Here is a 21,385-nt window from a genome sequence, read left to right on the forward strand (position 1 = left end):
CCGCCAGAGTTGCCTCGGGACTATTCGCCAGGGTTCGCCAGGGTGCGCCAGATGGTGTGCCACCGCGCATCGGGTGTCAGGTAGGAACGCGCCACCCCGACCCGGTTCGCCGAGGGACATTCCCCAGGGTGCACCCGGGGGACCGGATCGGGCAGCGCTTTGACGTCGCAGGCACACGAAGGGATCTGTCTCTCCCATGTACGCAGCATCGTCCTCCGTGTCCGCCCCGCCCCGGTCGCTGCGTGCCCGTCCGGCGGGCGGCGGCCCCTACCTCGCCCCCGCGCGGCCGGCCGCCACCCCCGTACTCGGTGCGGGCCGGCCGCCGCGCGCCGCGGGGCTCGGCACTCAACCGCTCAGCGGGAGACTCGACTTGTCCGGCCCTCAGGGCGCCCAGTTGCGTTCGGCGATCGCGTCGGTGCACCGGATCTGCCCGGAGTTCGCGCCGGTCCAGGTGCTGCGCCGCAGCGGGCGATCCGTGCTCCTGGTCGGCACGACCGGGCGCAGCACGGCCGTCGCCAAGTGTTTACTGGACCACTCGCCGGCCTGGGCCGAGCGGATCCGGCACGAAATAGCGGCATACCGCTCGTTCGTCCGGCACCGTCCCCCGGTGCGGGTGCCGAGACTGATCGCGGCGGATCCGGACAACGGCATCCTCGTCATCGAGCGGATGCCGGGCCGGGTGGCGGCCCTTCAGCGGCACCCGGCCGAGGTGCCGCCGCGGGCGGACATCAGGGCGGCACTCGGCGCGATCTGCCGCCTCAACACCTGGCGGCCGCCGGCGGGCACCTTCGACGCGCCGCTGGAATACGCGCCCCGCATCGCCCGGTACCACGAGCTGGGGCTGCTCACCGACCGGGACATGGGCGATCTGCAGAAGCTGCTGCACGGCATCGCGGCCAGCGCGGGCCGGCAGGGCATGGGCCAGTTCTGCCACGGCGACGCGTTGCTGTCGAACATCCTGCTCTCACCGGCCGGTCCAGTGCTGGTGGACTGGGAGCACGCAGGCTGGTACCTGCCGGGCTACGACCTGGCGACGCTGTGGTCGGTGCTCGGGGACGCGCCGGTGGCCCGGCGGCAGATCAGCCAGATCGCCCAGACGGCGGGTCCGGCGTCACGGGACGCGTTCCTGGTGAACCTGATGCTGGTGCTGACCCGTGAGATCCGTACGTACGAGACGGCCGTGCAGCGTTCGATGCACGACGCGACCCCGGCGGCACCGGGAGTGGCCCACCCGGGTGCTGCGCCGTCCGGCGAGGAACAGCGGCTGCTGCTGAGGCGGCTGCACGACGACTGTCAGTTGGCCCGGCGGGCCGTGCGCGCGGCGGTCGGCACTCGCTGACGGGGACGGTGGCCCGCGGTACGCCCTTGGCGTACCGCGGGCCTTCGTGTGTGCGGCCATCGGGGTACGCCTCTGACACCCCGCAGGCCGGCGGGCCGTCACCACGAAACTCCCGGACATCCCGGTGACAAGGGAATTCACCCGCCTCTTGGCATGATTGACGGATCGTCGGACAGCCGGTACCACAGACCCACGCCCGGCCCCGCACGGCTCATCGCGCCCGACCGTCCCAGGAGGCTGCTTTGCGAGGATCCGTCACCGCCCTGGCCGCCGCGGCACTGCTGTTCCCCCTGCTCGGCGCGGCTCCGGCCGACACCCGGAACCCGGAGCCCGGTCTTCAGTCGGCCTTCGCCTCCGCCGCCGCCGAGTACCACGTGCCGCAGAGCGTCCTGCTCGGCGTCTCCTATCTGCAGTCCCGCTGGGACGCGCACGGCGGGGCGCCCAGCGTGTCCGGCGGTTACGGCCCGATGCACCTCACCGACGCCCGCACCGCGCTCGCCGAGGGCACCTCGCACCACGGTGACGGCTCCGAGGACCCGCGCGGCGACAGCGCCCGCCCGGCCCTGGCCCCGAAGGCGAAGCCGCCGAAGCCCTCCGAGATCCCGGCCCGCCTCAGGACGCTGCCGAAGGCGGCCGAACTGACCGGGCTGAGCCGCAGGCAGTTGCGTACGGACCCGGCCGCCAACGTGGCCGGCGGCGCCGCGCTGCTCGCCGCCGCGCAGAAGGAGCTCGGCCGGCCGCTCAGCTCCGACCCGGCGGACTGGTACGGCGCGGTGGCCCGGTTCTCCGGCGCCGACGACACGGCGACGGCCGCGGCGTACGCGAACGACGTCTACGCCGTGCTGCGCACCGGGCAGGAGCGCGTGACTGACTCCGGCCGGCTCGTGACCCTGGCCGCCCAGCCGGACCTCTCCCCCGACACCGGGCAGTTGCGGCGGGCGGGGCTGCGCACGCTGGACACCGCGGGGACCGAGTGCCCGCCGACGGTGTCCTGCGAGTGGGTCCCGGCGCCGTACGAGGAGTTCGGGGAGGGCGACTACGGCAATCACGACCTGGGCAGTCGTCCGGCCTCGCAGCGCATCGAGTACATCGTCATCCATGACACGGAGGGCGCCTGGGACGGCGTCCTCACCATGGTCCAGGACCCCACCTATGTGTCGTGGCAATACACCCTGCGCTCCACCGATGGTCACATCGCCCAGCATGTGAAGGCCAAGGACGTGGCCTGGCACGCGGGCAACTGGTACATCAACGCCAAGTCGATCGGCCTGGAGCACGAGGGCTTCCTGGCGCGGCCGGACGCCTGGTACACGGAGGCCATGTACCGGTCGTCGGCGCGTCTGGTGACGTATCTCGCCAAGAAGTACGGCATTCCGCTGGACCGGCAGCACATCCTCGGCCATGACACCGTGCCCGGTCCGACCGCGTCGGCGATCAGCGGGATGCACACCGACCCGGGCCCGTACTGGGACTGGCGGCACTACTTCGAGCTGCTCGGCCGCCCCCTCGTGCCCACCGCCGGCCCGAACGGCGGTCTGGTGACGATCCGCCCCGACTACGCGGCCAACCGGCCCGGGTACACGGGCTGTGTCACCGCCGGCCGGCCCTGCGCGGACCACGGTTCGAGCGCGGTGCGGCTGTACTCGGGACCCGGTGAGTCGTATCCCCTGATCAAGGACATCGGCCTGGGCTCCACCCCGTCCAAGGGTGTCAACGACCTGTCGTCGCGGGTGTCGACCGGGCAGCAGTACGCGGTCGCCGGCCGGGACGGGGACTGGACGGCGATCTGGTACCTGGGCCAGAAGGCCTGGTTCAAGAACCCGAAGAAGAACCCGACCGCGGTGCACGCGGCCGGGCAGGTGGTGACGCCGAAGGCCGGCCTGACGAGTGTCCCGGTGTACGGGCGCGCCTATCCCGAGGCCTCCGCCTACCCGGCAGGCGTCCCGGCGCAGACGGTGTCGGCGCTGCCGTACACCTTGCCGGCCGGCCAGCGGTATGTGGTGGGCGGCAAGGTGCCGGGCGAGTACTACTACGCGGTGACCTTCGACGAGGCCTCGCACCGGGTCGTGGCCGGCGAGGACCTGTACTACGAGATCCAGTTCGGTCACCGGGTGGGGTACGTGCGGGCGGCGGACGTGCGGGTGGTGCCCTCCGGCTCGTAGGGTCTCAGTCCGCCGCCTCCCAGGTGTAACGGCGCCCGGCGACCGCCTTGAAGGTCAACTGCCCGCCCTTGAACAGGTCGCTGCGTACGGTGAGTTCACGGGCGCGGGTCGCCTTGAGGGCGATGCGGGTGGCCCGTCCGTCCGCCCACTCGATGTCGAGGACGGCGCCGCCGCGGGCGCGCAGGCCGCGCACCGAGCCGGCCGGCCAGGCGGCGGGCAGGGCGGGCAGTACCTCGATGACGTCGAACTGGCTCTGCAGGAGCATCTCCACGACGCCGGAGGTGGCGCCGAAGTTGCCGTCGATCTGGAACGGCGGGTGGGTGTCCCAGAGGTTGGGCAGGGTGGAGGACTTGAGCTGTTCGCCGAGCATCCGGTGGGCGTGGTCGCCGTCGCGCAGCCGGGCCCAGAAGTTGATCTTCCAGGCCTTGGACCAGCCGGTGCCGCCGTCGCCGCGCGCGGTCAGGGAGACCTCGGCGGCCTCGGCCCACTCGCTGCCGGGTTCGATCTGCCGCCCGGGGTGGAGGGCGAACAGGTGCGAGACATGGCGATGGGTGTCGGTGGGGTCGTCCAAGTCCTGCTTCCACTCCTGGAGTTGACCCCAGGAACCGATGCGCAGACCCGGGTCGAGCCTGGTCAGCGCCTCCTCGACGCGGCGGCGGAAGTCGGGCGCGTCGCCCAGGATCCGGGCCGCTTCGAGGGTGTTGGTCAACAGGTCGTGCACGATCTGCTGCGACATGGCCGCGCCGGCCGTGAAGTCGCCGTGCTCGGGCGAGTAGCTGGGGGTGACGACGAGGGTGCCGTCGCGCGGGTCGGTGCGCAGGTTGTCGAGCCAGAACTCGGCGGCCTCCTTCATCACCGGGTACGCGGTGGTGCGCAGGTAGTCGGTGGAGCCGCCGAATCGGTAGTGCTCGTACATCTGCTGGGTGAGCCAGGCCGCCGCCTCGGGGAACCAGAACGCGGTCGCCCAGTCGTGCACTCCGGTGAAGCCGTAGGGATTGGTCTCGTTGTGCACCACCCAGCCGCGCGAGCCGAACATCTCCTGCGCGGTACGGCGTCCGGGCGCGCGCAGGGCCTCGACGAAGCTGTCGTAGGGCGCCGTCGTCTCGGCGAGGTTGGCGGCCTCGGCGGGCCAGTAGTTCATCTGGAGGTTGATGTTGGTGTGGTAGTCCGCCGACCAGGGGGGTGTGGTGCTGTTGTTCCAGACGCCCTGGAGGTTGGCGGGCAGGGATCCGGGGCGTGAGGAGGCGATGAGCAGGTAGCGGCCGTACTGGAAGTAGAGGGCTTCCAGTACGCGGTCGGCGGCGCTGGTCCCGCCGGTGTAGCGGGCCAGGAGTTGGTCCGTGGGGACGTCCGCGGGGAGCGACTGGCCGATGTCGAGGCCGACGCGGCCGAAGAGGGCTCGGTGGTCGCGGATGTGCCGCAGGAGCAGGGGCTGGTAGTGGTCGCCCGCTTCGCGCACGGCGCGGGTGACGGCGGCGTGCGGGTCCGGGCCGCGGTAGTCGGGGTAGGTGTCGGCGTAGTCCGTGCCGGCTGCCAGGACGAACCAGGCGCTGTCGGCGTCGGTCACGGTGATGGTGCCGTCGGCACCGGAGGTCACGGTGCCGCCCTGGGCGCGCACCCGGACCTGTGCCTCGAAGCGCAGTCCGTTGTCGGCGAGCGTGCCGCGCACGGTCAGGGTGCCGTCGGCGGCGGTGACGGTGTGGTCGGCGCGCGGCGAGGTGTAGCGCAGGGTGAAGGTGACGTTGCCGGGCCGGTCGGCCGCCAGCCGTCCGACGATCACGCCGTCGGGGTGGGAGGCGAAGAAGTCCCTCTGGTGGCGCGTGCCTTGGTGGGTGTGGACGACCGTGGCGACGGCGTTGTCGAGGTCGAGCTGACGGCGGTAGTCCGCCGGTGGCGTCGTCGGCGCGCCGGGCAGGTCGAGGTGGAGGTCGCCGAAGGTCTGGTGGGCACCGTAGCCGACTCTCGGCTGGCCGAGCCGGTCGGCCACCGCTTCGGGGTCGAGGGCGGTCCGCGTGTCGAGGTCGTCCTGTACGGCGGTGATCGCGCCGGGGCGGGGTGTGCGCCAGTTGCCGTGGTCGTAGCCCTGGCCGGAGCCCGGACCGCCGGTCCAGAGGGTCTTCTCGTTGAACTGGAGCCGTTCGGAGGCGAGGGTGCCGAACACCATGGCGCCGAGGGCGCCGTTGCCGATGGGCAGGGCTTCGCGTTCCCAGTCGGCGGCCGGGGTGGCGTACCAGAGCACTGATGACTGTCTCGACACATCGGAGGAATCACCGGCGGCGGCCTGCGCGCCCCCGGCTCCCAGAGCGAGCCCTCCGGCCCCTCCGATCCCTGCTATCAAGGTAGTCCTTCGGCTGACCCCACGAGGCTCATACGACATGACCCCTGACGCTAGAGATCCGATGACTCTGCGGCAAGGGTCATGACAAGACGAACAGGGGTCCGGGGTCTATCGCGCGGGAGACGACAGCGAGGTGGTGCCTCAGCCCTGCTGGAAGAGCTCCGCCGGCAGCGGCTTCAGGAGGGCGTACAGGTCGTCGGTGATGGGGCGGTCCCAGGCGGCGATGGTGACCAGGACGTTGTCGCTGCGGTCGAACTGGACGCAGGAGATCCGGCTCTCGGAGAGCTTCAGCCGGCGCACGATCAGGAGGTTGTCGCCCTGCATCACGGGCACGTCCTCGCTGCCGACGACGGTGATCTCCTCGTCGTTGTCCAGCGCCAGCAGAAGCTGCGCGACCTCGAACGGGATCTCGCCCTCTGCCACCTCGCGGGCCGGGGAACCCTCGGGCAGATTGCCGATGATCATCGCCGGACCGCGGCCGCCGAACAGGTCGTAACGCAGGAAGACGCCCTGGCAACTGCCGTCGGGAGCGGGCAGCAGCCCGGCACCCAGATTGCCGGGCCAGTCGCCCGGGTCCATGGCCAGTACGTCGAAGTCGGGCCCGGCGGGCGTGGCGCTGCGGCGGCGGAGGAACGACATGTCGCCATGGTACGTGGCCGGGCATGTTCCGTGACGTGAGGGCAGGGGTTGGAGCACTGCTCCGGGGGTGACGCCCGGGCGGACCCGTGCGCCCGCCTGGGTCCGGCCGGCCTCCCACTGACCCGTTTCCCGGAGGGATCACAGTCGTCCACGCCCTCGGCGACGAGCCGTGCTGAAGCTGTTCCCGGGAGCCGCCGCCCGGGACGGCGAGGCCGAGGGCGATCGCGTACAGCCTGCTGCACGTGTAGAGCGACCTCCCCTGGGACCTACGGGAGTTGGGCGCCCCCGCCGACGGCACGCCGCCGCCCCTGGCCCGGGCCTGGTTCGGCGCCGACCGGCATGGGGCTCGTCCGCTCACTCCTCCGGCGGCGCGGGCGGCACCACCGCCACCGGGCTCGCGGCGTGCAGCAGGACCGCCTGGGTGACCGAGCCCATCATGCGGGCGGGGGCCAGCAGACGGCGCCGGTGGCGGCCCACGACGACCAGGGTCGCGCCCTTGGATGCGGCGACGAGGTGGCCGGCCGCGTGGCCCGGGGCCACATAGGGCTCGGCGTGGACGTCGGGGTGACGTTCGCGGTACGGGGCGAGGAGACCTTCCGCGAGGGTGCGGGTCTCGGCCTCGATGGTGTCCTGGTCGGCCAACGGCGGCGCGACCTGGGCGGTGGTCGCCGCCCACAGGTGCAGCGGCCACGCGTAGGCGGCGACGGCCTGGAGCCGGGCGCCGCGCCGGGCGGCCTCGGCGAAGGCGAAGGACAGCGTGGCCTCGTCGGGGCTGTCGACCTGGAGGCCGACGACGACGCGGGGGCCCGGTTCGACCGGCATGTCGCCGTGCACCTGGCGTCCGGGCTTGGGCACCACCACGACCGGGCATTCGGCGTCGCGTGCGGCGGTCATGCCGTTGGAGCCGAGCAGCAGGCCGACGAAGCCGCCCCGGCCCCGGCTGCCCAGCACCAGGAGCTGGGCGCTGGAGCCCTGTTCGGGCAGCACCGCACCGGGCGCCCCCGCCAGGGCGAGGTACTCCGTCACCGGCCGCTCGACGCGCCCGTCCAGATACCGGCGTACGTCGCCGATCACCGGATCGTCCTCGATGTCCGGCGGCCCGGCGGGCACGATCTCGGGCCCCGCCCAGGCGGCGTACTGCTGCACATGGACCACCCGCAGCGGCGCCCCGCGCAGCACGGCGGCGTCGAAGGCCCAGTCCAGGGCGACGAGGCTGTCGTCCGAACCGTCGACCGCAGCGATGACCGGCAGGGTGCTCATGGGTTCCTCACCTCCGGATGACGACCGTCTCCGCTACCGGGCCCAGCCTGGCTCAGGCGTCGGCCCCGGCAGGGCTCTCGAGATCGCGTGTCCGGAAAAAGGGGCGGAACACCCCCGGATCGGCCCGTCAGACCGCGCGCGTGATCACGTGAGGTCGAACTCCCCCTCCCGTGCTCCCGACACGAAGGCGCCCCACTCGGCGGGCGTGAAGATGAGAGAAGGGCTCTCCGGGCGGCCGCTGTTGCGCATCGCGATGAATCCCTCGACAAAGGCGATCTGGACATCCCCCAGGCCACGGCTGCTGGAGTGCCACTCGGCGTTGCTGAGGTCCAGCTCGGGCTTGTCCCAGCCTGCGAGCGGCTGCTGCTGGATGGTGGTCTCGGCCACGTCCGTGCTCCTCCCGATTGCGTCGTCCGCGGTCAGCCTAGCGATCGACCTCAACCGCCAACAGGCCACGTGAGGGGGACCTTTCCGGAGACTTTCACGCATCCGGGGGTTCGGACCCCACGAGCCACATCGAGAAGAACTGCGATCCGCCGCCGTAGGCGTGTCCGAGCGCCTTGCGGGCCCCCTCCACCTGGTGTTCCCCGGCCTGTCCGCGCACCTGAAGGGCGGCCTCCGCGAAGCGGATCATGCCGGACGCCCCGATGGGGTTGGTGGACAGGACCCCGCCCGACATGTTGACGGGCAGATCGCCGTCCAGTTCGGTCACCCCGGACTCGGTGAGCTTCCAGCCCTCGCCCTCGGCGGCGAAGCCGAGGTTCTCCAGCCACATGGGCTCGTACCAGGAGAACGGCACGTACATCTCGACGGCGTCGATGTCCCGGCGCGGGTCGGCGATGCCGGCCTGCCGGTACACATCGGCCGCGCAGTCCTTGCCGGCCTGCGGTGACACCGCGTCCTTGCCCGCGAACAGGGTGGGCTCGCTGCGCATGGCGCCGCCGAGCATCCAGGCGGGCGGCCGGGGCGCGCGGGCTGCTCCGGCGCGGTCGGTGAGGACCATCGCGCAGGCGCCGTCGGAGGAGGGGCAGGTCTCCGAGTAGCGGATCGGGTCCCACAGCATGGGCGAGGCCTGGACCTTCTCCAAGGTGATGTCGTGCTCGTGGAGATGTGCGTAGGGGTTCTTGAGCGCGTTGCGCCGGTCCTTGTACGCCACCAGCGAGCCGACCGTGTCGGGCGCGCCGCTGCGCCGCATGTACGCCCGCACATGCGGGGCGAAGAAGCCGCCGGCCCCGGCCAGCAGGGGCTGCTGGAAGGGGATCGGCAGGGACAGTCCCCACATGGCGTTGGACTCGGACTGCTTCTCGAAGGCGAGCGTCAGCACGGTGCCGTGGACGCGGGCCGCGACCAGGTTGGCGGCGACGAGGGCGGTGGATCCGCCGACCGAGCCTGCGGTGTGCACCCGGAGCATGGGCTTGCCCACCGCGCCGAGCGCGTCGGCCAGGTACAGCTCCGGCATCATCACGCCCTCGAAGAAGTCGGGCGCCTTGCCGATGACGACGGCGTCGACGTCCGCCCAGGTCAGCTCGGCGTCGTCGAGCGCCCTGCGGGCGGCCTCCCGGACGAGCCCGGCGATCGACACGTCCCGGCGCGCCGCGACGTGCTTGGTCTGACCGATCCCTACGACGGCCACGGGCTCCTTGCTCATCGCGGATCCCCTTCGAGTACGGCGACCAGGTTCTGTTGCAGACAGGGGCCGGACGTGGCGTGCGCGAGCGCCCGGTCGGACTCCCCCCGCTGGATGCGGGCGGCGGCCTCTCCGATGCGGATGAGCCCGGCGGCCATGACGGGGTTGGCGGCGAGGGCCCCGCCGGACGGGTTGACGCGCACGCCGTCGCCGAGTTTGAGCGCCTTGCGCAGGACGATCTCCTGGGAGGTGAAGGGCGCGTGCAACTCGGCGGTGTCGACGGGCCGTTCGAAGGCGCCCGCCTTCTCGGCGGCGAGGCGGGTCGAGGGCGAGTCGGTCAGGTCGCGCACGCCCAGGCTGTGCGCCTCGATGCGGTGGTCGACACCCCGGATCCAGGCGGGCCGCTCGCACAGCTCACGGGCCCGTTCCCCCGCCGCGAGGACCACGGCGGCGGCTCCGTCGCCGATGGGCGGGCAGTCGCCGGTACGCAGCGGTCGTACGACGTAGTCCCCGTGCGGCACCGAACCCCGCAGCTGGGCGTGGGAGTTGGCGGTGGCGTCGGTGCGGCTGCGGGCCGCGACCGCGGCGAGGGCGGGTTCGTCGGTGTCGCCGGCGTCGATGAGGGCCTGGGCCTGGAGGGCGGCCAGGGATACGGAGTCGGGCCAGAGGGGGGCGACGTAGTAGGGGTCGAGCTGGCGGGTGAGGACGTCGCGCAGGGGGCCGGGTGAGGACTTGCCGTAGGAGTAGACGAGCGCGGTGTCGGCGTCGCCGGTCAGCAGCTTGGTCCACGCCTCGTACAGCGCCCACGCGCCGTCCATCTCGACGTGCGACTCGGAGATCGGCGGCCAGGCGCCGACGCCGTCGAGGGCGAGGGTGAAGGAGAAGGCGCGGCCGGCGAGGTAGTCGCTGGAGCCGGAGCAGGTGAAGCCGATGTCGGCGGTCCTCAGGCCGGTCCGCGCCAGCACCTCGTGCAGGACGGGCATGAGCATCTCCACCTCGGAGAGCTCCTCGCTGGTGCGCCGGTGGTCGGTCTGGGCGAAGGCGACGACGGCGATCTCGCGGTTCACAGCAGCTCCCGGTAGGTGTCGTAGTCCGCGTCGGGCTCGCCCGTGGGCCGGTAGTGGTCGGGGTAGCGGGCGTCTTCCGTCCATACGGGTTCGACGCGCAGGCCCATGCGCACGTGGTCGTAGGGGATGCCGCCGATGCGGCCGTGCAGGGCGAGCCCTGCGCCGTCGAGGGCGATGTGGGCGTAGACGTACGGCACTTCGATGTCGAGGTTCTTCGCCTTGATGTTGACGATGCAGAACGTGGTGACTGTGCCGTGGGGACCCACTTCGACCTGTTCCAATGTGGCCACCCCACATGTGGGGCACGCACCCCTCGGCGGGACGTACACCTTGCGGCAGGACGGGCAGCGTTCGCCGACGTTGCGGTGTTCGGCCAGGGCGTTGATGTAGGCGGTCTGGGCGCGGCCCGGTGAGTAGGTGTAGTCGAGGCGGGCGGGGGCGACGATGCCGGTGACCGGGTCCTCGAACTCGACGGTGCTGCCAGTGGGGTGGACCGGATCGCCGTCGTACGGCTCGAAGCAGGCGATGTCGGTGATGGCGCCGGTGCGCTCCTCGGCCCAGCGGACGCGGACGCGCATGCCGGTGTGCACGGCGTCGGGGCCGGGGGCGTCGAGGGCGTGCAGGAGGGCGGTGTCGGCGCCGTCGAGGCGGACCAGGGCCCAGGCGAAGGGGGTGTCGAGGGGCTGGTCGCGGCGGGGGGCGAGGTTCCAGGCCCAGGTGGTGACCGTGCCGGTGGGGGCGACCTCGACCAGATCGCGGATCTCCTCGGCGGTGACGGGGTCGTACTCGACGGGCGGGACGAGCGTGCGGCCGCCGGTGCGCACCCCGAGCACGACGCGTTCGCGCAGGCCGGTGAGGAAGGCGCTCTGGACGGGGCCGAGGGAGCGGGTGAAGGGGAACTCGACGACCAAGGGGGCTTTGAGGACTTCCGGCACGGTGGCTCACTCCTCAGGAACGCTTGTAGACGGGCGGCCGCTTCTCCGCGAAGGCTCGGGCGCCTTCCTTGGCGTCGGCGGTGTCGAAGATCGGCCAGCCTCGCTTGAGTTCGGTGGCCAGGCCGTCGGTCTCGGTCATCTCGGCGGTGTCGTAGACCGACGCCTTGACGGCCTCGACGGCCAGTGGCCCGCAGGCGTTGATCTGCTCGGCGATCTCCAGCGCCCTGGTCAGCGCGGTGCCGTCGGGGACGACATGCCCGATCAGGCCGATGTCGGCGGCCTCGCGGGCGCTGTAGGGGCGCCCCGTGAGCAGCATCTCCAGCGCGTGGGTGCGCGGGATCTGGCGTTGCAGCCGGACCGTGGAGCCGCCGATCGGGAACAGGCCGCGCTTGACCTCGAACAGGCCGAAGGTCGCCGACTCGCCCGCGACGCGGATGTCGGTGCCCTGCAGCATCTCGGTGCCACCCGCGACGCAGTACCCCTCGACGGCGGCGATCACCGGCTTGCGGGGGCGGTGGTGGCGCAGCATCGCCTTCCAGTGCAGGTCGGGATCGGCCTTGAGCCGGTCGCGGTACTGCTCCCCCGCCATGCCCTTCCCGGCCAGGGCCTTGAGGTCCATGCCCGCACAGAACGAGCCGCCCGCGCCTGTGAACACGATCGAGCGGACCGTGTCGTCGGCGTCGGCCTCGAGCCACCCGTCGTAGAGGCCGACGAGCATGGCCAACGAGAGCGCGTTCCTGGCCTCCGGCCTGTTCAGCGTGAGTACCAGTGTGGCGCCTTCGCGCTGCACGGTGAGGTGTTCCGTCCCGCCCATCACCCATCTCCCCTCTGAAAGAACGAGAACAGGTTGCAGGAGGCGCCGGGGCACTTCAAGGGTTTTCTGACAGGTAGTCAGATTTCTTGTGCGCGGACCCTTCACAGTTGTGCCGCCCTTTGCTCTGATGACCGGCACCGGTGGAGAGCGAGGGCAGGAGGAGCGGTGGAGTACAACCTTGCCGACCTGTTCGAGTCGGTCGTCGACGCGGTGCCGGACCGCGAGGCGCTCGTGTACATCGACCATCCGGGCACGGGTGCGGAACGCCGTCTGACGTACGCCGAGCTGGACGCGGCCGCCAACCGGATCGGGCACCATCTGATCGACAGCGGGATACGTCCCGGCGAGCATCTCGGGCTCCACCTCTACAACGGCATCGAGTATCTCCAGACGGTGCTGGGCTGCCTGAAGGCGCGGATCGTTCCGGTCAACGTCAACTACCGCTATGTGGAAGAGGAGTTGGTGTACCTCTACCGGGACGCCGATCTGGTGGCCCTGGTCTTCGAGGCGGAGTTCACCGACCGGGTGGCGGCGGCGCTGCCCCGGGTGGACGGGCTGCGGCACCTGGTGCGGGTGGGCGAGGCGGCGCCGGGTGCGGCCGGGGCACCGGTCGTGCCGGCCGTGGCCTTCGCGGACGCCGAGGCGGCCGGGTCGCCGGCGCGGGGGTTCCCGGCGCGGTCGGCGGACGACCAGTTCATCATCTACACCGGCGGCACCACCGGGATGCCCAAGGGCGTGATGTGGCGCCAGGAGGATCTGTTCTTCTCGGGGCTGGGAGGTGGCGCGCCGACCGGTGAGCCGGTGCAGAAGCCGGAGGAGCTCGCCTCACGCGTGGCGGCCGGCGGCGACGGGATCACCTTCTTCCCCACCGCCCCGCTCATGCACGGGACGTCCACGCTGACCGCCTTCATCGGCTTCAACTTCGGCCAACGCATCGTGATCCACCGCAAGTTCGCGCCGGAGGAGGTCCTGCGCACGATCGAGAAGGAGAAGGTCACCAGCGTGTCGCTGGTCGGCGACGCGATGCTGCGGCCGCTGGTCGACGCGCTGAGCGGGCCCCTGAAGGGCACGGACTGCTCTTCGATGTTCAGTGTGTCGTCGTCCGGGGCGATCATGTCGGACACGGTGCGCCGGCAGTTCCAGGAGCTGGTCCCCAACGTGATGCTGCTGAACAACTTCGGCTCCTCCGAGTCCGGCTTCAACGGTACGGCGACGGAGGACTCCGGCCCCGAGCGCGGCTTCCGCATCCGCGTCAACGCCCGTACCCAGGTGGTCGATCCGGCCACCCACGAGCCGGTCGCCGTGGGTGAGGTGGGCCGGATCGCCCAGTGCGGCCATGTGCCGCTCGGCTACTACAACGACCCGCGCAAGACCGCCGAGACCTTCTTCGAGAAGGACGGCGAGCGGTGGGTGCTGCTCGGCGACATGGCCACCGTCGACGAGGAAGGCGTCGTCACCGTGCTGGGGCGCGGCTCGCAGTGCATCAACACCGGGGGCGAGAAGGTGTACCCGGAGGAGGTCGAGCAGGCGCTCAAGTCCCACCCCGATGTGTACGACGCGCTGGTGGCCGGGGTGCCGGACGCCAAGTGGGGGCATCATGTGGCGGCGGTGGTGCAGTTGCGGGAGGGCGCGGTACGGCCGTCGCTGGAGGACGTCCAGTCCCACTGCCGCACCCATCTCGCGGGCTACAAGATCCCCCGCCAGCTCGTGATCACGGACGCGATCCGGCGCTCGCCCAGCGGCAAGGCGGACTACCGGTGGGCGCGGGAGGTCGCGGTGGCGGCGGACGGGTGAATTCCGGGCAGGTCGGATTGAACCTAAGGTGACGTGCGGACGTACTCGTGGTGGCAGGCCCGGTCAACGGGCGCTGTTCGCCATGCCATCGCAAGACCGCACGGGAGGTCCTCCGGGTGTCGCAGGAGGCAACAGAGGCAGCAACACGGGAGTCGGGAGAGGCGGGGACGCCAGAGGCGGTCGATACGGCTGACGCGGTCGCGGCCGGGAGCGAGATCGAGACCGAGAGCGCGGAGGTGGGTGGCAGGGACGGGGACGACGCGGTCTCGTCTGCCGAGAAGGCCTCGTCCGCCGAGAAGGCTTGGCCGGGCGACACGGCCTCGCCGCATGGCAAGGCATCCCCCGACGACACGGCGCCGGTAGGCACAAGCTCACCGCACGACACAAGCTCACCGCATGGCAAAGCCTCTCCCGACGACACGGCCTCGCCCGTCGACACAAGCTCGCCGGTCGACCCCGCCGAGGCGTCGGAGGCCTCGGAGACTGTCGACGCCCCTGAGGCGGCCCGCCCCGCAGAGCAGCCGGCCGGCTCCGCGCCCCGGCCCGGCTGGTTCGGCTGGCGGCGCCGCTACCCCCGTACGGCACACGGCGTCGCCGTCGGCACGAGCGTGCTGGCCGCCGCGCTCCTGCTGTTCGCGCTCCTCGTGCCCAACCGTCTCGAACGGCTCGGCCCCGACGCGTTCTTCCGCCTCCCGGCCGAGGGCATCCTGCTGGCGGGTCTGCTGCTGGCGGTGCCACCCCGGTCACGGCGGCTGCTGGCGGTCGCCTCGGGAGCGTTCCTCGGTCTGTTCACCGTCCTGAAGTTCGTCGACATGGGCTTCTACTCGGTGCTGGCCCGCCCCTTCGACCTGGTCCTGGACTGGATACTGCTGGACGACGCGGCCGAGTTCGTCCGGGAGTCCTTCGGCCGTACCGGACAGGTGCTCGCAGTGGTCGGGGCGATCGTCGTACTCGTCGCGGTGCTCGTCCTCATGACGCTGGCGATGGTGCGCGTGACGAACCTGATGGTCCGCCATCGTGCCCTCGCCACCCGCACGACGCTGATCCTCGGCACCGCGTGGATCACCTGCATGACCCTGAGCATCCAGATCGCCGGCGTCCCGCTCGCCACCAAGGGCAACGCCGAGTTCGTCAACAACCGTATCGAGCAGGTGCAGGCGGGCCTCAAGGACGGACGGATCTTCGAGAAGCAGGCGTCCGTCGACGCCTTCGCGAAGACGCCGCCGGATCAGTTGCTGACGGGGCTGCGCGGCAAGGACGTGCTGTTCACGTTCATCGAGAGCTACGGCCGGGTCGCGATCGACGACCCGGCGATGGCACCGCAGATCGACGCGGCGCTCAAGCAGGGCACGAACTCCCTCGAGGCGGCCGGATTCCAGTCCCGCAGCGCCTGGCTGGAGGCGCCGGTGACGGGGGCGGGAAGCTGGCTCGCCCACTCCACGTTCCTCTCCGGCCTGTGGATCAAGAACCAGCAGCGGTACCGGAGCCTGACGACCAGCGATCGCGCGACGCTGAACAGCTACTTCCGCAAGACGGGGGCGTGGCGCACGGTCGGCATCGTGCCGGGTGTGCGGCGGGCCTGGCCGGAGGGCAAGTTCTTCGCGCTGGACCACATCTACGACTCCGAGCACCTGGGCTACCAGGGCCCGTACTTCAGTTGGACGCCGGTGCCCGACCAGTTCAGCCTGGAGGCGTTCCAGCGGCTGGAGCACGGCAAGAAGAACCGCGACCCGATCATGGCGGAGATCATCCTGGCCTCCAGCCACAACCCCTGGTCCCCCATCGCCCGCATGGTCGACTGGGACGACCTCGGCGACGGCTCGATCTTCCACCGGATCAAGAAGGAGGGCACGGACCCCAAGGAGGTCTGGCAGGACCCCGAGCGCGTCCGCACCGAGTACCGCCGCGCCATCGAGTACTCCCTGGACAGCCTCACCGAGTGGGTCGAGCGCTACGGCACCGACGACACGGTCCTCGTCTTCCTCGGCGACCACCAGCCGGTGCCGACCGTCACCGCCGGCAGCACGAGCAAGGACGTCCCCGTCACGATCGTCGCCCGCGACCCGAAGGTCCTCGACCGCATCGCCGAGTGGAACTGGACGGATGGCCTCAAGCCCGCCGAGAACGCGCCGACCTGGGGCATGGACCGCTTCAGGGACCGCTTCCTGACGGCGTACGGGCCGCAAGGGGGCTGAGCAACCGGCGTTGCGCCGTTCGGGCATCGCCGACGTGCGGTGACTCGAACGGCGCAGCAGAATGCGACGGTGCACAGGGGGTGTTCCTACGGTCGCAATGACGGTCGTCCAAGACCTCAGGACCGAAAGGGCACGTCCGTGAAGAGACCCATACGTGTGCTGTGCGCGACCGCGATCACCGTACTCGTCACCGTCGGCCCGGCGGCCCACGTGGCGCACGCCCGGGGCGATCTGAACTGCCGCGACTTCGCCTTCCAGGAGGACGCGCAGGCCGAGCTCGACCGTGATCCCAGCGACCCGCACCGGCTGGACCAGGACCAGGGCAGGGACGACGACATCGCCTGCGAGAGGCTGCCACACCGCGGCGCGCACGCCACGCCGCACCCCACGCTGTCGCCGCTTCCCACCCTGTCGCCTCTGCCCACCCGCTCGCCGCTGCCCACCCAGGGAGTGAGGGGCGGACTGGGCGGCACCTCGGGCCCGGCCGACTTCGAGGTGGCGCTGGGAGCCGGCCTGGCGCTCGGCGCGGCGGCGCTGACCGCCGGCGTCATCGTGTACCGGCGTCGACTCCACCGCTGAGCACGCCCACTCCCGGCCGTGACGGACCCTCCGCGAGGTCAGGACCGGCCCAGCACGTCCTGCCCGTCGACCGTGTCGTACGACGCGTCCGCCGCCTCGGTCCGGGCCTCGCCCTCGACGGTTGCCACGCCCGGCGACGCGGAGGCGTACGCGCGCCGCCTCATCAGACGCATGGCCACGGGTTCGGTGTAGCGGGCGGTGAGCGGGCCCACGATCACCATGATCAGCACATACGCGGTGGCCAGCGGCCCCAGGGACGGCTCGATGCCGGCGGACACCGCGAGTCCGGCGATGACGATGGAGAACTCGCCGCGGGCCACCAGGGTTCCGCCCGCCCGCCAGCGGCCCTTGACGGAGATTCCGGCACGCTTGGCGGCCCAGTACCCCGTGGCGACCTTCGTGAGCGCGGTGACCAGGGCCAGCGCGAGCGCGGGCAGCAGCACCGGTGGGATGCTCGCGGGGTCGGTGTGCAGCCCGAAGAAGACGAAGAACACCGCGGCGAACAAGTCCCGCAGCGGAGCCAGCAGATGGTGCGCCCCCTCCGCGACCTCGCCGGAGAGCGCGATGCCGACCAGGAACGCGCCGACCGCGGCCGAGACCTGGAGCTGCTGGGCGAGCCCGGCCACGACCAGGGTCAGGCCGAGCACGACCAGGAGCAGCTTCTCGGGGTCGTCGCTGGAGACGAACCGCGAGATGTGGCGGCCGTAGCGGACCGCGAGCAGGAGGACTAGCCCGGCCACGCCGAGCGCGACGGCGAGGGTGACGCTCCCCGCCGCGAGACCGGCGCCGGCCAGCAGGGCGGTGATGATCGGCAGGTAGACGGCCATGGAGAGGTCCTCGAGGACGAGGATGCTCAGGATGACCGGGGTCTCGCGATTGCCGAGCCGGCCGAGGTCGCCGAGGACCTTGGCGATGACGCCGGAGGACGATATCCAGGTGACGCCGGCCAGGACGACGGCGGCGACCGGACCCCAGCCGAGCAGCAGGGCCATGGCGGCGCCGGGCAGCGCGTTGAGCGCGGCGTCGACGAGTCCGGCCGGGTACTGGGTCTTGAGGTTGGTGACGAGGTCGCTGGCCGTGTACTCGAGGCCGAGCATGAGCAACAGCAGGATGACGCCGATCTCGGCGCCGATGGCGACGAAGTCCTCGCTGGTGCCCAGCGGAAGCAGTCCGCCCTCGCCGAAGGCGAGCCCGGCCAGCAGGTACAGGGGTATCGGCGAGATCTGGAGGTGCCCGGCGAACCGGCCCAGCAGGCCGAGACCGAGGATGATCGCACCGAACTCGATGAGGAAGACCGCGGAGTTGTGCATCGCGGCTCACTCCCGCCCGAGTATCTCGGCGGCCGCCTCCACGCCCTCACGGGTGCCGATCACGATCAGGGTGTCGCCGCCGGCCAGCCGGAAGTCCGGTGCCGGCGAGGGGATGGCGTCGGCGCGGCGCAGTACGGCCACGATGGACACGCCGGTCTCGGTGCGCATCCGGGTCTCGCCGAGCAGCCGTCCGTTCCAGTGCGAGGCGGCGGACAGTTCGACGCGCTCGGCGACCAGGCCCAACTCGGTGGTGGACAGCAGGTTCGGACTGTGGTGGGCCGGCATCAGCGCGTCGACCAGCGTGGCCGCCTCGGCGGGGCTGAGCTTGACGGACAGCGCGCACGCGTCCGGATCGTCCGTGCGGTACGCGCTCAGCGTCCGCGAGCCGTCCCGGTGGGCGACCACGGACATACGGCGTTGCTCGCGCGTGGTGAGGTCGTAGCGGACTCCGATGCCGGGCAACGGCGTACTGCTCAGGCGTGGCGCGCCCACGGTTGTCCCCCCTGTCTCGGTCAGGTGTGGTGTTCGGTTCTCCGACCGAACCCTAACGAGGGCCGGGGGCCCGCACGAACGCGGCCGCTCGCCTCCTGTCGAGCCACCTGGGTACGCACCGCATCAGACGGGTCATCAAGGCGCCGTACATCACGCCGACGACCAGCGAGACCAGCAGCGCGAGCATGGGCGAGTCATCCCGGATGTACGGGTAGACGTGGAAATGCGTCAGGTAGATGTACAGCGAGCTGCCCGCCAGCAGCCCCGCCAGCCGGTTGACCGGGTCCAGGCTGGGCAGCACCGGCACCCAGATCAGCAGGGCCAGCCCCGCCACGACGATGGACGTCCGCAGCGACTGGCCCGCAGCCTGGGGGAACAGCCCCGGCACGGTGGCCGGCAGTACCGCTGTCAGCAGCAGCCGCTGCGGCACCGTGCGCGCCCGCGCCGCCGCCCAGCCCAGGGCGAACAGGAAGAACACCACGGTGGGGCTCAGATGGAACCGGACGTGGGCCAGCCCCAGCGGGTCGTACCGGCCGACCACGCCCAGCGCCAACACGCCCAGCGCGAAACCGAACGGGCTGCGCCGCTCGGCCCGGTCCAGCAGCGGGAGGGCGAGGAGCGCGGTCAGCGCGATCAGGAAGTGGACCAGCGCCTCCACGAACCAGTACCGCCACTCGGGGTGCGAATTGTCCTGTGGGAAGAGGCTGTTGACCAGCAGCAGGTTGGCGAGGTCGTACTCGCGGGTCAGGGCCAGCGCGAAGGCCAGACACACCACGCTCGGCACGGCGATGCGCAGGATGCTGCGTCCCAGGGCGCGCACCCGGCGGCCGCGCGCGGCGTCGGTGAGGTGGAAGCGGGCGAAGTTGAATCCGGCGACGCCGAGCAGGACATGCGCACCGCCCTGGACGAAGAAGACGGGTATGTGTGCGCTGACCACGAGGACGATGCCGACGGCCCGCAGGGCGATGCCGGTCTCCAGCGTGCGTCTTCGGCGGGCCGGGCGGGGGGTCGGCGGCGGGCCGGGGGGCCGCAGCTCGCGGATCGGGGTGGTGTGCCAGTCGGCGGGCAGGGTGCCCAGTGCCTCTTCGAGGCGCAGCGACATCTCGACGTAGGACAGGGAGTCTCCGCCCAGGCCGACGAAGCTGCTGTCCTCGGTGACGTCCCCGCGGTCGAGGATCTCGGCATAGAGGCGGCACAGTTCCTCGGTCGTGGCCTCACCGGACCGGTTCCGTGCGCTGTCCCGGGACGGTTCCGCCGCGGGGCGGGTCAGGCGTCGTACGGCCTCGTAGTCGGGCTTGCCCGTGGCCAGCCGGGGAAGGTCCGGCACCACGCGGACGCGTATCGCGCGCACCGGCAGTCCGCACTCGTCCGCGACCAGGCGCCGCACCCGCGAGGCATCCGTCTCCGCGCTCTCCTCGCTCGCCACCGCGACGGCCAGCGCGTCGTCGTCCCCGGCGCAGTACGCGCGGACGCCGTGCCGCTCCAGCAGCCCTTCGACGCGCTGCGGGTCGACGCGCAGCCCGAGGATCTTCGCGAACCGGCTGCGCCGCCCCACGATCTCGTAGAGACCGTCGGGTGCGCGCCGGGCGATGTCTCCCGTGCGCAGTTCCTCGACGGTCCGGCCGAGAGCCAGGTCCGCCGGGGTCTCGGCGTAGCCGAGCATGACGTTGGGCCCCGCGTAGACGAGTTCGCCGGTGTCGGGCTCGCCGGCTCCGTCCGGTTCGTCCAGCGGCCGGATCCGGAAGGAACCGCCGGGTATGGGCACGCCGACGGCCTGCGAGCGTTCGGCCGCGAGCCGGGGCGGCAGATAGGCCATCCGGGCCGTCGCCTCCGTCTGCCCGTACATCACGAACAGCTCCCAGCCCGCGCGGCGCCCCAACTCGGCGTACCGCACGACGCGTTCCGGCGCGAGCCGGCCGCCGGCCTGGGTGACGCGGCGCAGCTCGGGCAGCCGCATCCGCTCGAAGCCGACCCGGTCGAGCAGGTCGAAGGTGTACGGCACCCCGGCCAGCACCGTGCCTCGAGCGGCGCGGAACAGCTCCCAGAAGCCGGCGTCGGCCACGGACCGTCCGGTGACGATCAGTCCGGCACCGCGCAGCAGATGGCTGTTGATGACCGACAGGCCGTAGCAGTAGTGCATGGGCAGGGTGGTGGCGGCCCGGTCGCTGTCCCTGATGTCCATGTACGTCGCGATGGACTCGGCGTTGGACTGGAGGTTGTCGTGGGAGAGCCGGACCAGTTTGGGTGAGCCCGTGGAGCCGGAGGTGCTCAGCAGCAGGGCGAGGTCGGGGTGGAGGGTGTGGGCGGAGGCGGGGTGCCGCTCGTCCAGGGCCCAGGTCGTGGTGCCGTTCTCGGCCTGTTGCGGTACGGCGACCACGTCGGGGGCGTAGGCGGCGGTCAGCGATTCGACGGTGCTGTCGTTGTCGCCGGGGACCAGCAGGAGCGGATGCCCGGCCGACAGGGCGGCGAGGTAGACCACGAGGGCGTCGACCCGGTTGGCCCCGGCCAGCAGCACCAGGCGCCGGCCGGGTCCGAGGCGGTCGGCCGTCTCGGCCACGCGTGCGGCCAGTTGCCGGTAGGTGAGCTCACCGTCCTCGGTGATCAGCGCGGTGCGGTCGCCGAACGCGGCGAGGTTCCGGGCGAACGGCACGGTCCGGGGTGCCGCGCACGGTTGCGCTCTCCTGGCGGGGGTGGCACCGCCGAGGACGGACGGCCCGCTGGACGGAGGGGCGAACAGACCGGCGAACCGCTCCCTGACACGTCGTCCGGAGGCCGGACGTGCGGGCCGGAGGGGTGCGAAAGGAGACGGAAGCGGTGGAATGTCCTGGCGTGAG

At 71.7% G+C, this 21,385-nt stretch carries 16 protein-coding genes; 5 read left to right on the forward strand and 11 right to left on the reverse strand.

The window, feature by feature from the left end:
• Positions 1-196 precede the first annotated feature (196 nt).
• Both ACP4J3_RS32815 and ACP4J3_RS32820 read left to right on the forward strand, forming a co-directional pair.
• Positions 197-1,339, forward strand: coding sequence for an aminoglycoside phosphotransferase family protein (locus tag ACP4J3_RS32815; protein ID WP_426539818.1), 1,143 nt, complete (start codon positions 197-199; stop codon positions 1,337-1,339).
• 242 nt (positions 1,340-1,581) lie between these two features.
• Positions 1,582-3,501 (forward strand): N-acetylmuramoyl-L-alanine amidase, encoded by a 1,920-nt coding sequence (locus tag ACP4J3_RS32820; protein ID WP_426539819.1) that lies wholly within the window; start codon positions 1,582-1,584, stop codon positions 3,499-3,501.
• A 4-nt stretch (positions 3,502-3,505) separates the two neighbouring features.
• Here the strand turns inward: ACP4J3_RS32820 and ACP4J3_RS32825 are convergent, their stop codons facing one another.
• The 8 genes from ACP4J3_RS32825 to ACP4J3_RS32860 all read right to left on the reverse strand — a co-directional run bounded on the left by ACP4J3_RS32825 (position 3,506) and on the right by ACP4J3_RS32860 (position 12,181).
• Positions 3,506-5,740 carry a glycoside hydrolase family 95 protein gene (locus tag ACP4J3_RS32825; RefSeq protein WP_426539821.1) on the reverse strand — a complete coding sequence of 745 codons (2,235 nt, stop codon included), beginning with the start codon at positions 5,738-5,740 and terminating at the stop codon, positions 3,506-3,508.
• Between the two features lie 240 nt (positions 5,741-5,980).
• Entirely contained in the window at positions 5,981-6,478 is a 498-nt protein-coding gene (locus ACP4J3_RS32830; RefSeq protein ID WP_426539822.1) for a hypothetical protein, read from the reverse strand.
• A 354-nt stretch (positions 6,479-6,832) separates the two neighbouring features.
• The gene (locus tag ACP4J3_RS32835; RefSeq protein ID WP_426539823.1) at positions 6,833-7,738 is read right to left on the reverse strand and encodes a universal stress protein; all 906 of its coding nucleotides are present in this window, start codon (positions 7,736-7,738) and stop codon (positions 6,833-6,835) included.
• Positions 7,739-7,882: 144 nt separating this feature from the next.
• A complete protein-coding gene (locus ACP4J3_RS32840) occupies positions 7,883-8,125 on the reverse strand; it encodes a DUF397 domain-containing protein (protein ID WP_194038532.1) in 243 nt (80 codons plus the stop codon).
• A gap of 94 nt (positions 8,126-8,219) precedes the next feature.
• Positions 8,220-9,386, reverse strand: a complete 1,167-nt coding sequence (locus ACP4J3_RS32845; RefSeq protein WP_426539824.1) for a thiolase domain-containing protein — start codon at positions 9,384-9,386, stop codon at positions 8,220-8,222.
• The gene (locus ACP4J3_RS32850) at positions 9,383-10,432 is read right to left on the reverse strand and encodes a thiolase domain-containing protein (RefSeq protein ID WP_426539826.1); all 1,050 of its coding nucleotides are present in this window, start codon (positions 10,430-10,432) and stop codon (positions 9,383-9,385) included. Before ACP4J3_RS32850 ends, ACP4J3_RS32845 begins: the two co-directional genes overlap by 4 nt.
• Positions 10,429-11,367, reverse strand: a complete 939-nt coding sequence (locus tag ACP4J3_RS32855) for a Zn-ribbon domain-containing OB-fold protein (protein ID WP_426539827.1) — start codon at positions 11,365-11,367, stop codon at positions 10,429-10,431. The genes ACP4J3_RS32850 and ACP4J3_RS32855 overlap by 4 nt, the downstream gene beginning before the upstream one ends.
• A gap of 13 nt (positions 11,368-11,380) precedes the next feature.
• Positions 11,381-12,181, reverse strand: coding sequence for a crotonase/enoyl-CoA hydratase family protein (locus tag ACP4J3_RS32860; RefSeq protein WP_426539829.1), 801 nt, complete (start codon positions 12,179-12,181; stop codon positions 11,381-11,383).
• A gap of 165 nt (positions 12,182-12,346) precedes the next feature.
• Here ACP4J3_RS32860 and ACP4J3_RS32865 point away from each other — a divergent pair, with 165 nt between their 5' ends.
• The 3 genes from ACP4J3_RS32865 (at position 12,347) to ACP4J3_RS32875 (ending at position 16,749) form a co-directional block, all read left to right on the forward strand.
• Complete coding sequence (locus ACP4J3_RS32865) at positions 12,347-13,975, forward strand: acyl-CoA synthetase (protein WP_426539830.1); 1,629 nt, start codon at positions 12,347-12,349, stop codon at positions 13,973-13,975.
• A gap of 116 nt (positions 13,976-14,091) precedes the next feature.
• Positions 14,092-16,170 (forward strand): sulfatase, encoded by a 2,079-nt coding sequence (locus tag ACP4J3_RS32870; RefSeq protein WP_426539831.1) that lies wholly within the window; start codon positions 14,092-14,094, stop codon positions 16,168-16,170.
• A gap of 138 nt (positions 16,171-16,308) precedes the next feature.
• Positions 16,309-16,749 carry a hypothetical protein gene (locus tag ACP4J3_RS32875; protein WP_426539832.1) on the forward strand — a complete coding sequence of 147 codons (441 nt, stop codon included), beginning with the start codon at positions 16,309-16,311 and terminating at the stop codon, positions 16,747-16,749.
• A 38-nt stretch (positions 16,750-16,787) separates the two neighbouring features.
• Here the strand turns inward: ACP4J3_RS32875 and ACP4J3_RS32880 are convergent, their stop codons facing one another.
• The 3 genes from ACP4J3_RS32880 to ACP4J3_RS32890 form a co-directional block, all read right to left on the reverse strand.
• Positions 16,788-18,059 carry a cation:proton antiporter gene (locus tag ACP4J3_RS32880; protein WP_426539834.1) on the reverse strand — a complete coding sequence of 424 codons (1,272 nt, stop codon included), beginning with the start codon at positions 18,057-18,059 and terminating at the stop codon, positions 16,788-16,790.
• Between the two features lie 6 nt (positions 18,060-18,065).
• Positions 18,066-18,536, reverse strand: a complete 471-nt coding sequence (locus ACP4J3_RS32885; protein ID WP_426539863.1) for a cation:proton antiporter regulatory subunit — start codon at positions 18,534-18,536, stop codon at positions 18,066-18,068.
• A gap of 67 nt (positions 18,537-18,603) precedes the next feature.
• The gene (locus ACP4J3_RS32890) at positions 18,604-21,201 is read right to left on the reverse strand and encodes an AMP-binding protein (RefSeq protein WP_426539835.1); all 2,598 of its coding nucleotides are present in this window, start codon (positions 21,199-21,201) and stop codon (positions 18,604-18,606) included.
• Positions 21,202-21,385 lie beyond the last annotated feature (184 nt).

This window comes from Streptomyces sp. UG1 (assembly GCF_049974585.1).
In the GTDB taxonomy this organism is placed as follows: Bacteria; Actinomycetota; Actinomycetes; order Streptomycetales; family Streptomycetaceae; genus Streptomyces.

Coding starts and splice junctions, on each gene's coding strand:
- ACP4J3_RS32815 (WP_426539818.1), top strand. CDS start 197: ATGTACGCAGCATCGTCCTCCGTGTCCGCCCCGCCCCGGTCGCTGCGT.
- ACP4J3_RS32880 (WP_426539834.1), bottom strand. CDS start 18,059: ATGCACAACTCCGCGGTCTTCCTCATCGAGTTCGGTGCGATCATCCTC.
- ACP4J3_RS32835 (WP_426539823.1), bottom strand. CDS start 7,738: ATGAGCACCCTGCCGGTCATCGCTGCGGTCGACGGTTCGGACGACAGC.
- ACP4J3_RS32830 (WP_426539822.1), bottom strand. CDS start 6,478: ATGTCGTTCCTCCGCCGCCGCAGCGCCACGCCCGCCGGGCCCGACTTC.
- ACP4J3_RS32860 (WP_426539829.1), bottom strand. CDS start 12,181: ATGGGCGGGACGGAACACCTCACCGTGCAGCGCGAAGGCGCCACACTG.
- ACP4J3_RS32845 (WP_426539824.1), bottom strand. CDS start 9,386: ATGAGCAAGGAGCCCGTGGCCGTCGTAGGGATCGGTCAGACCAAGCAC.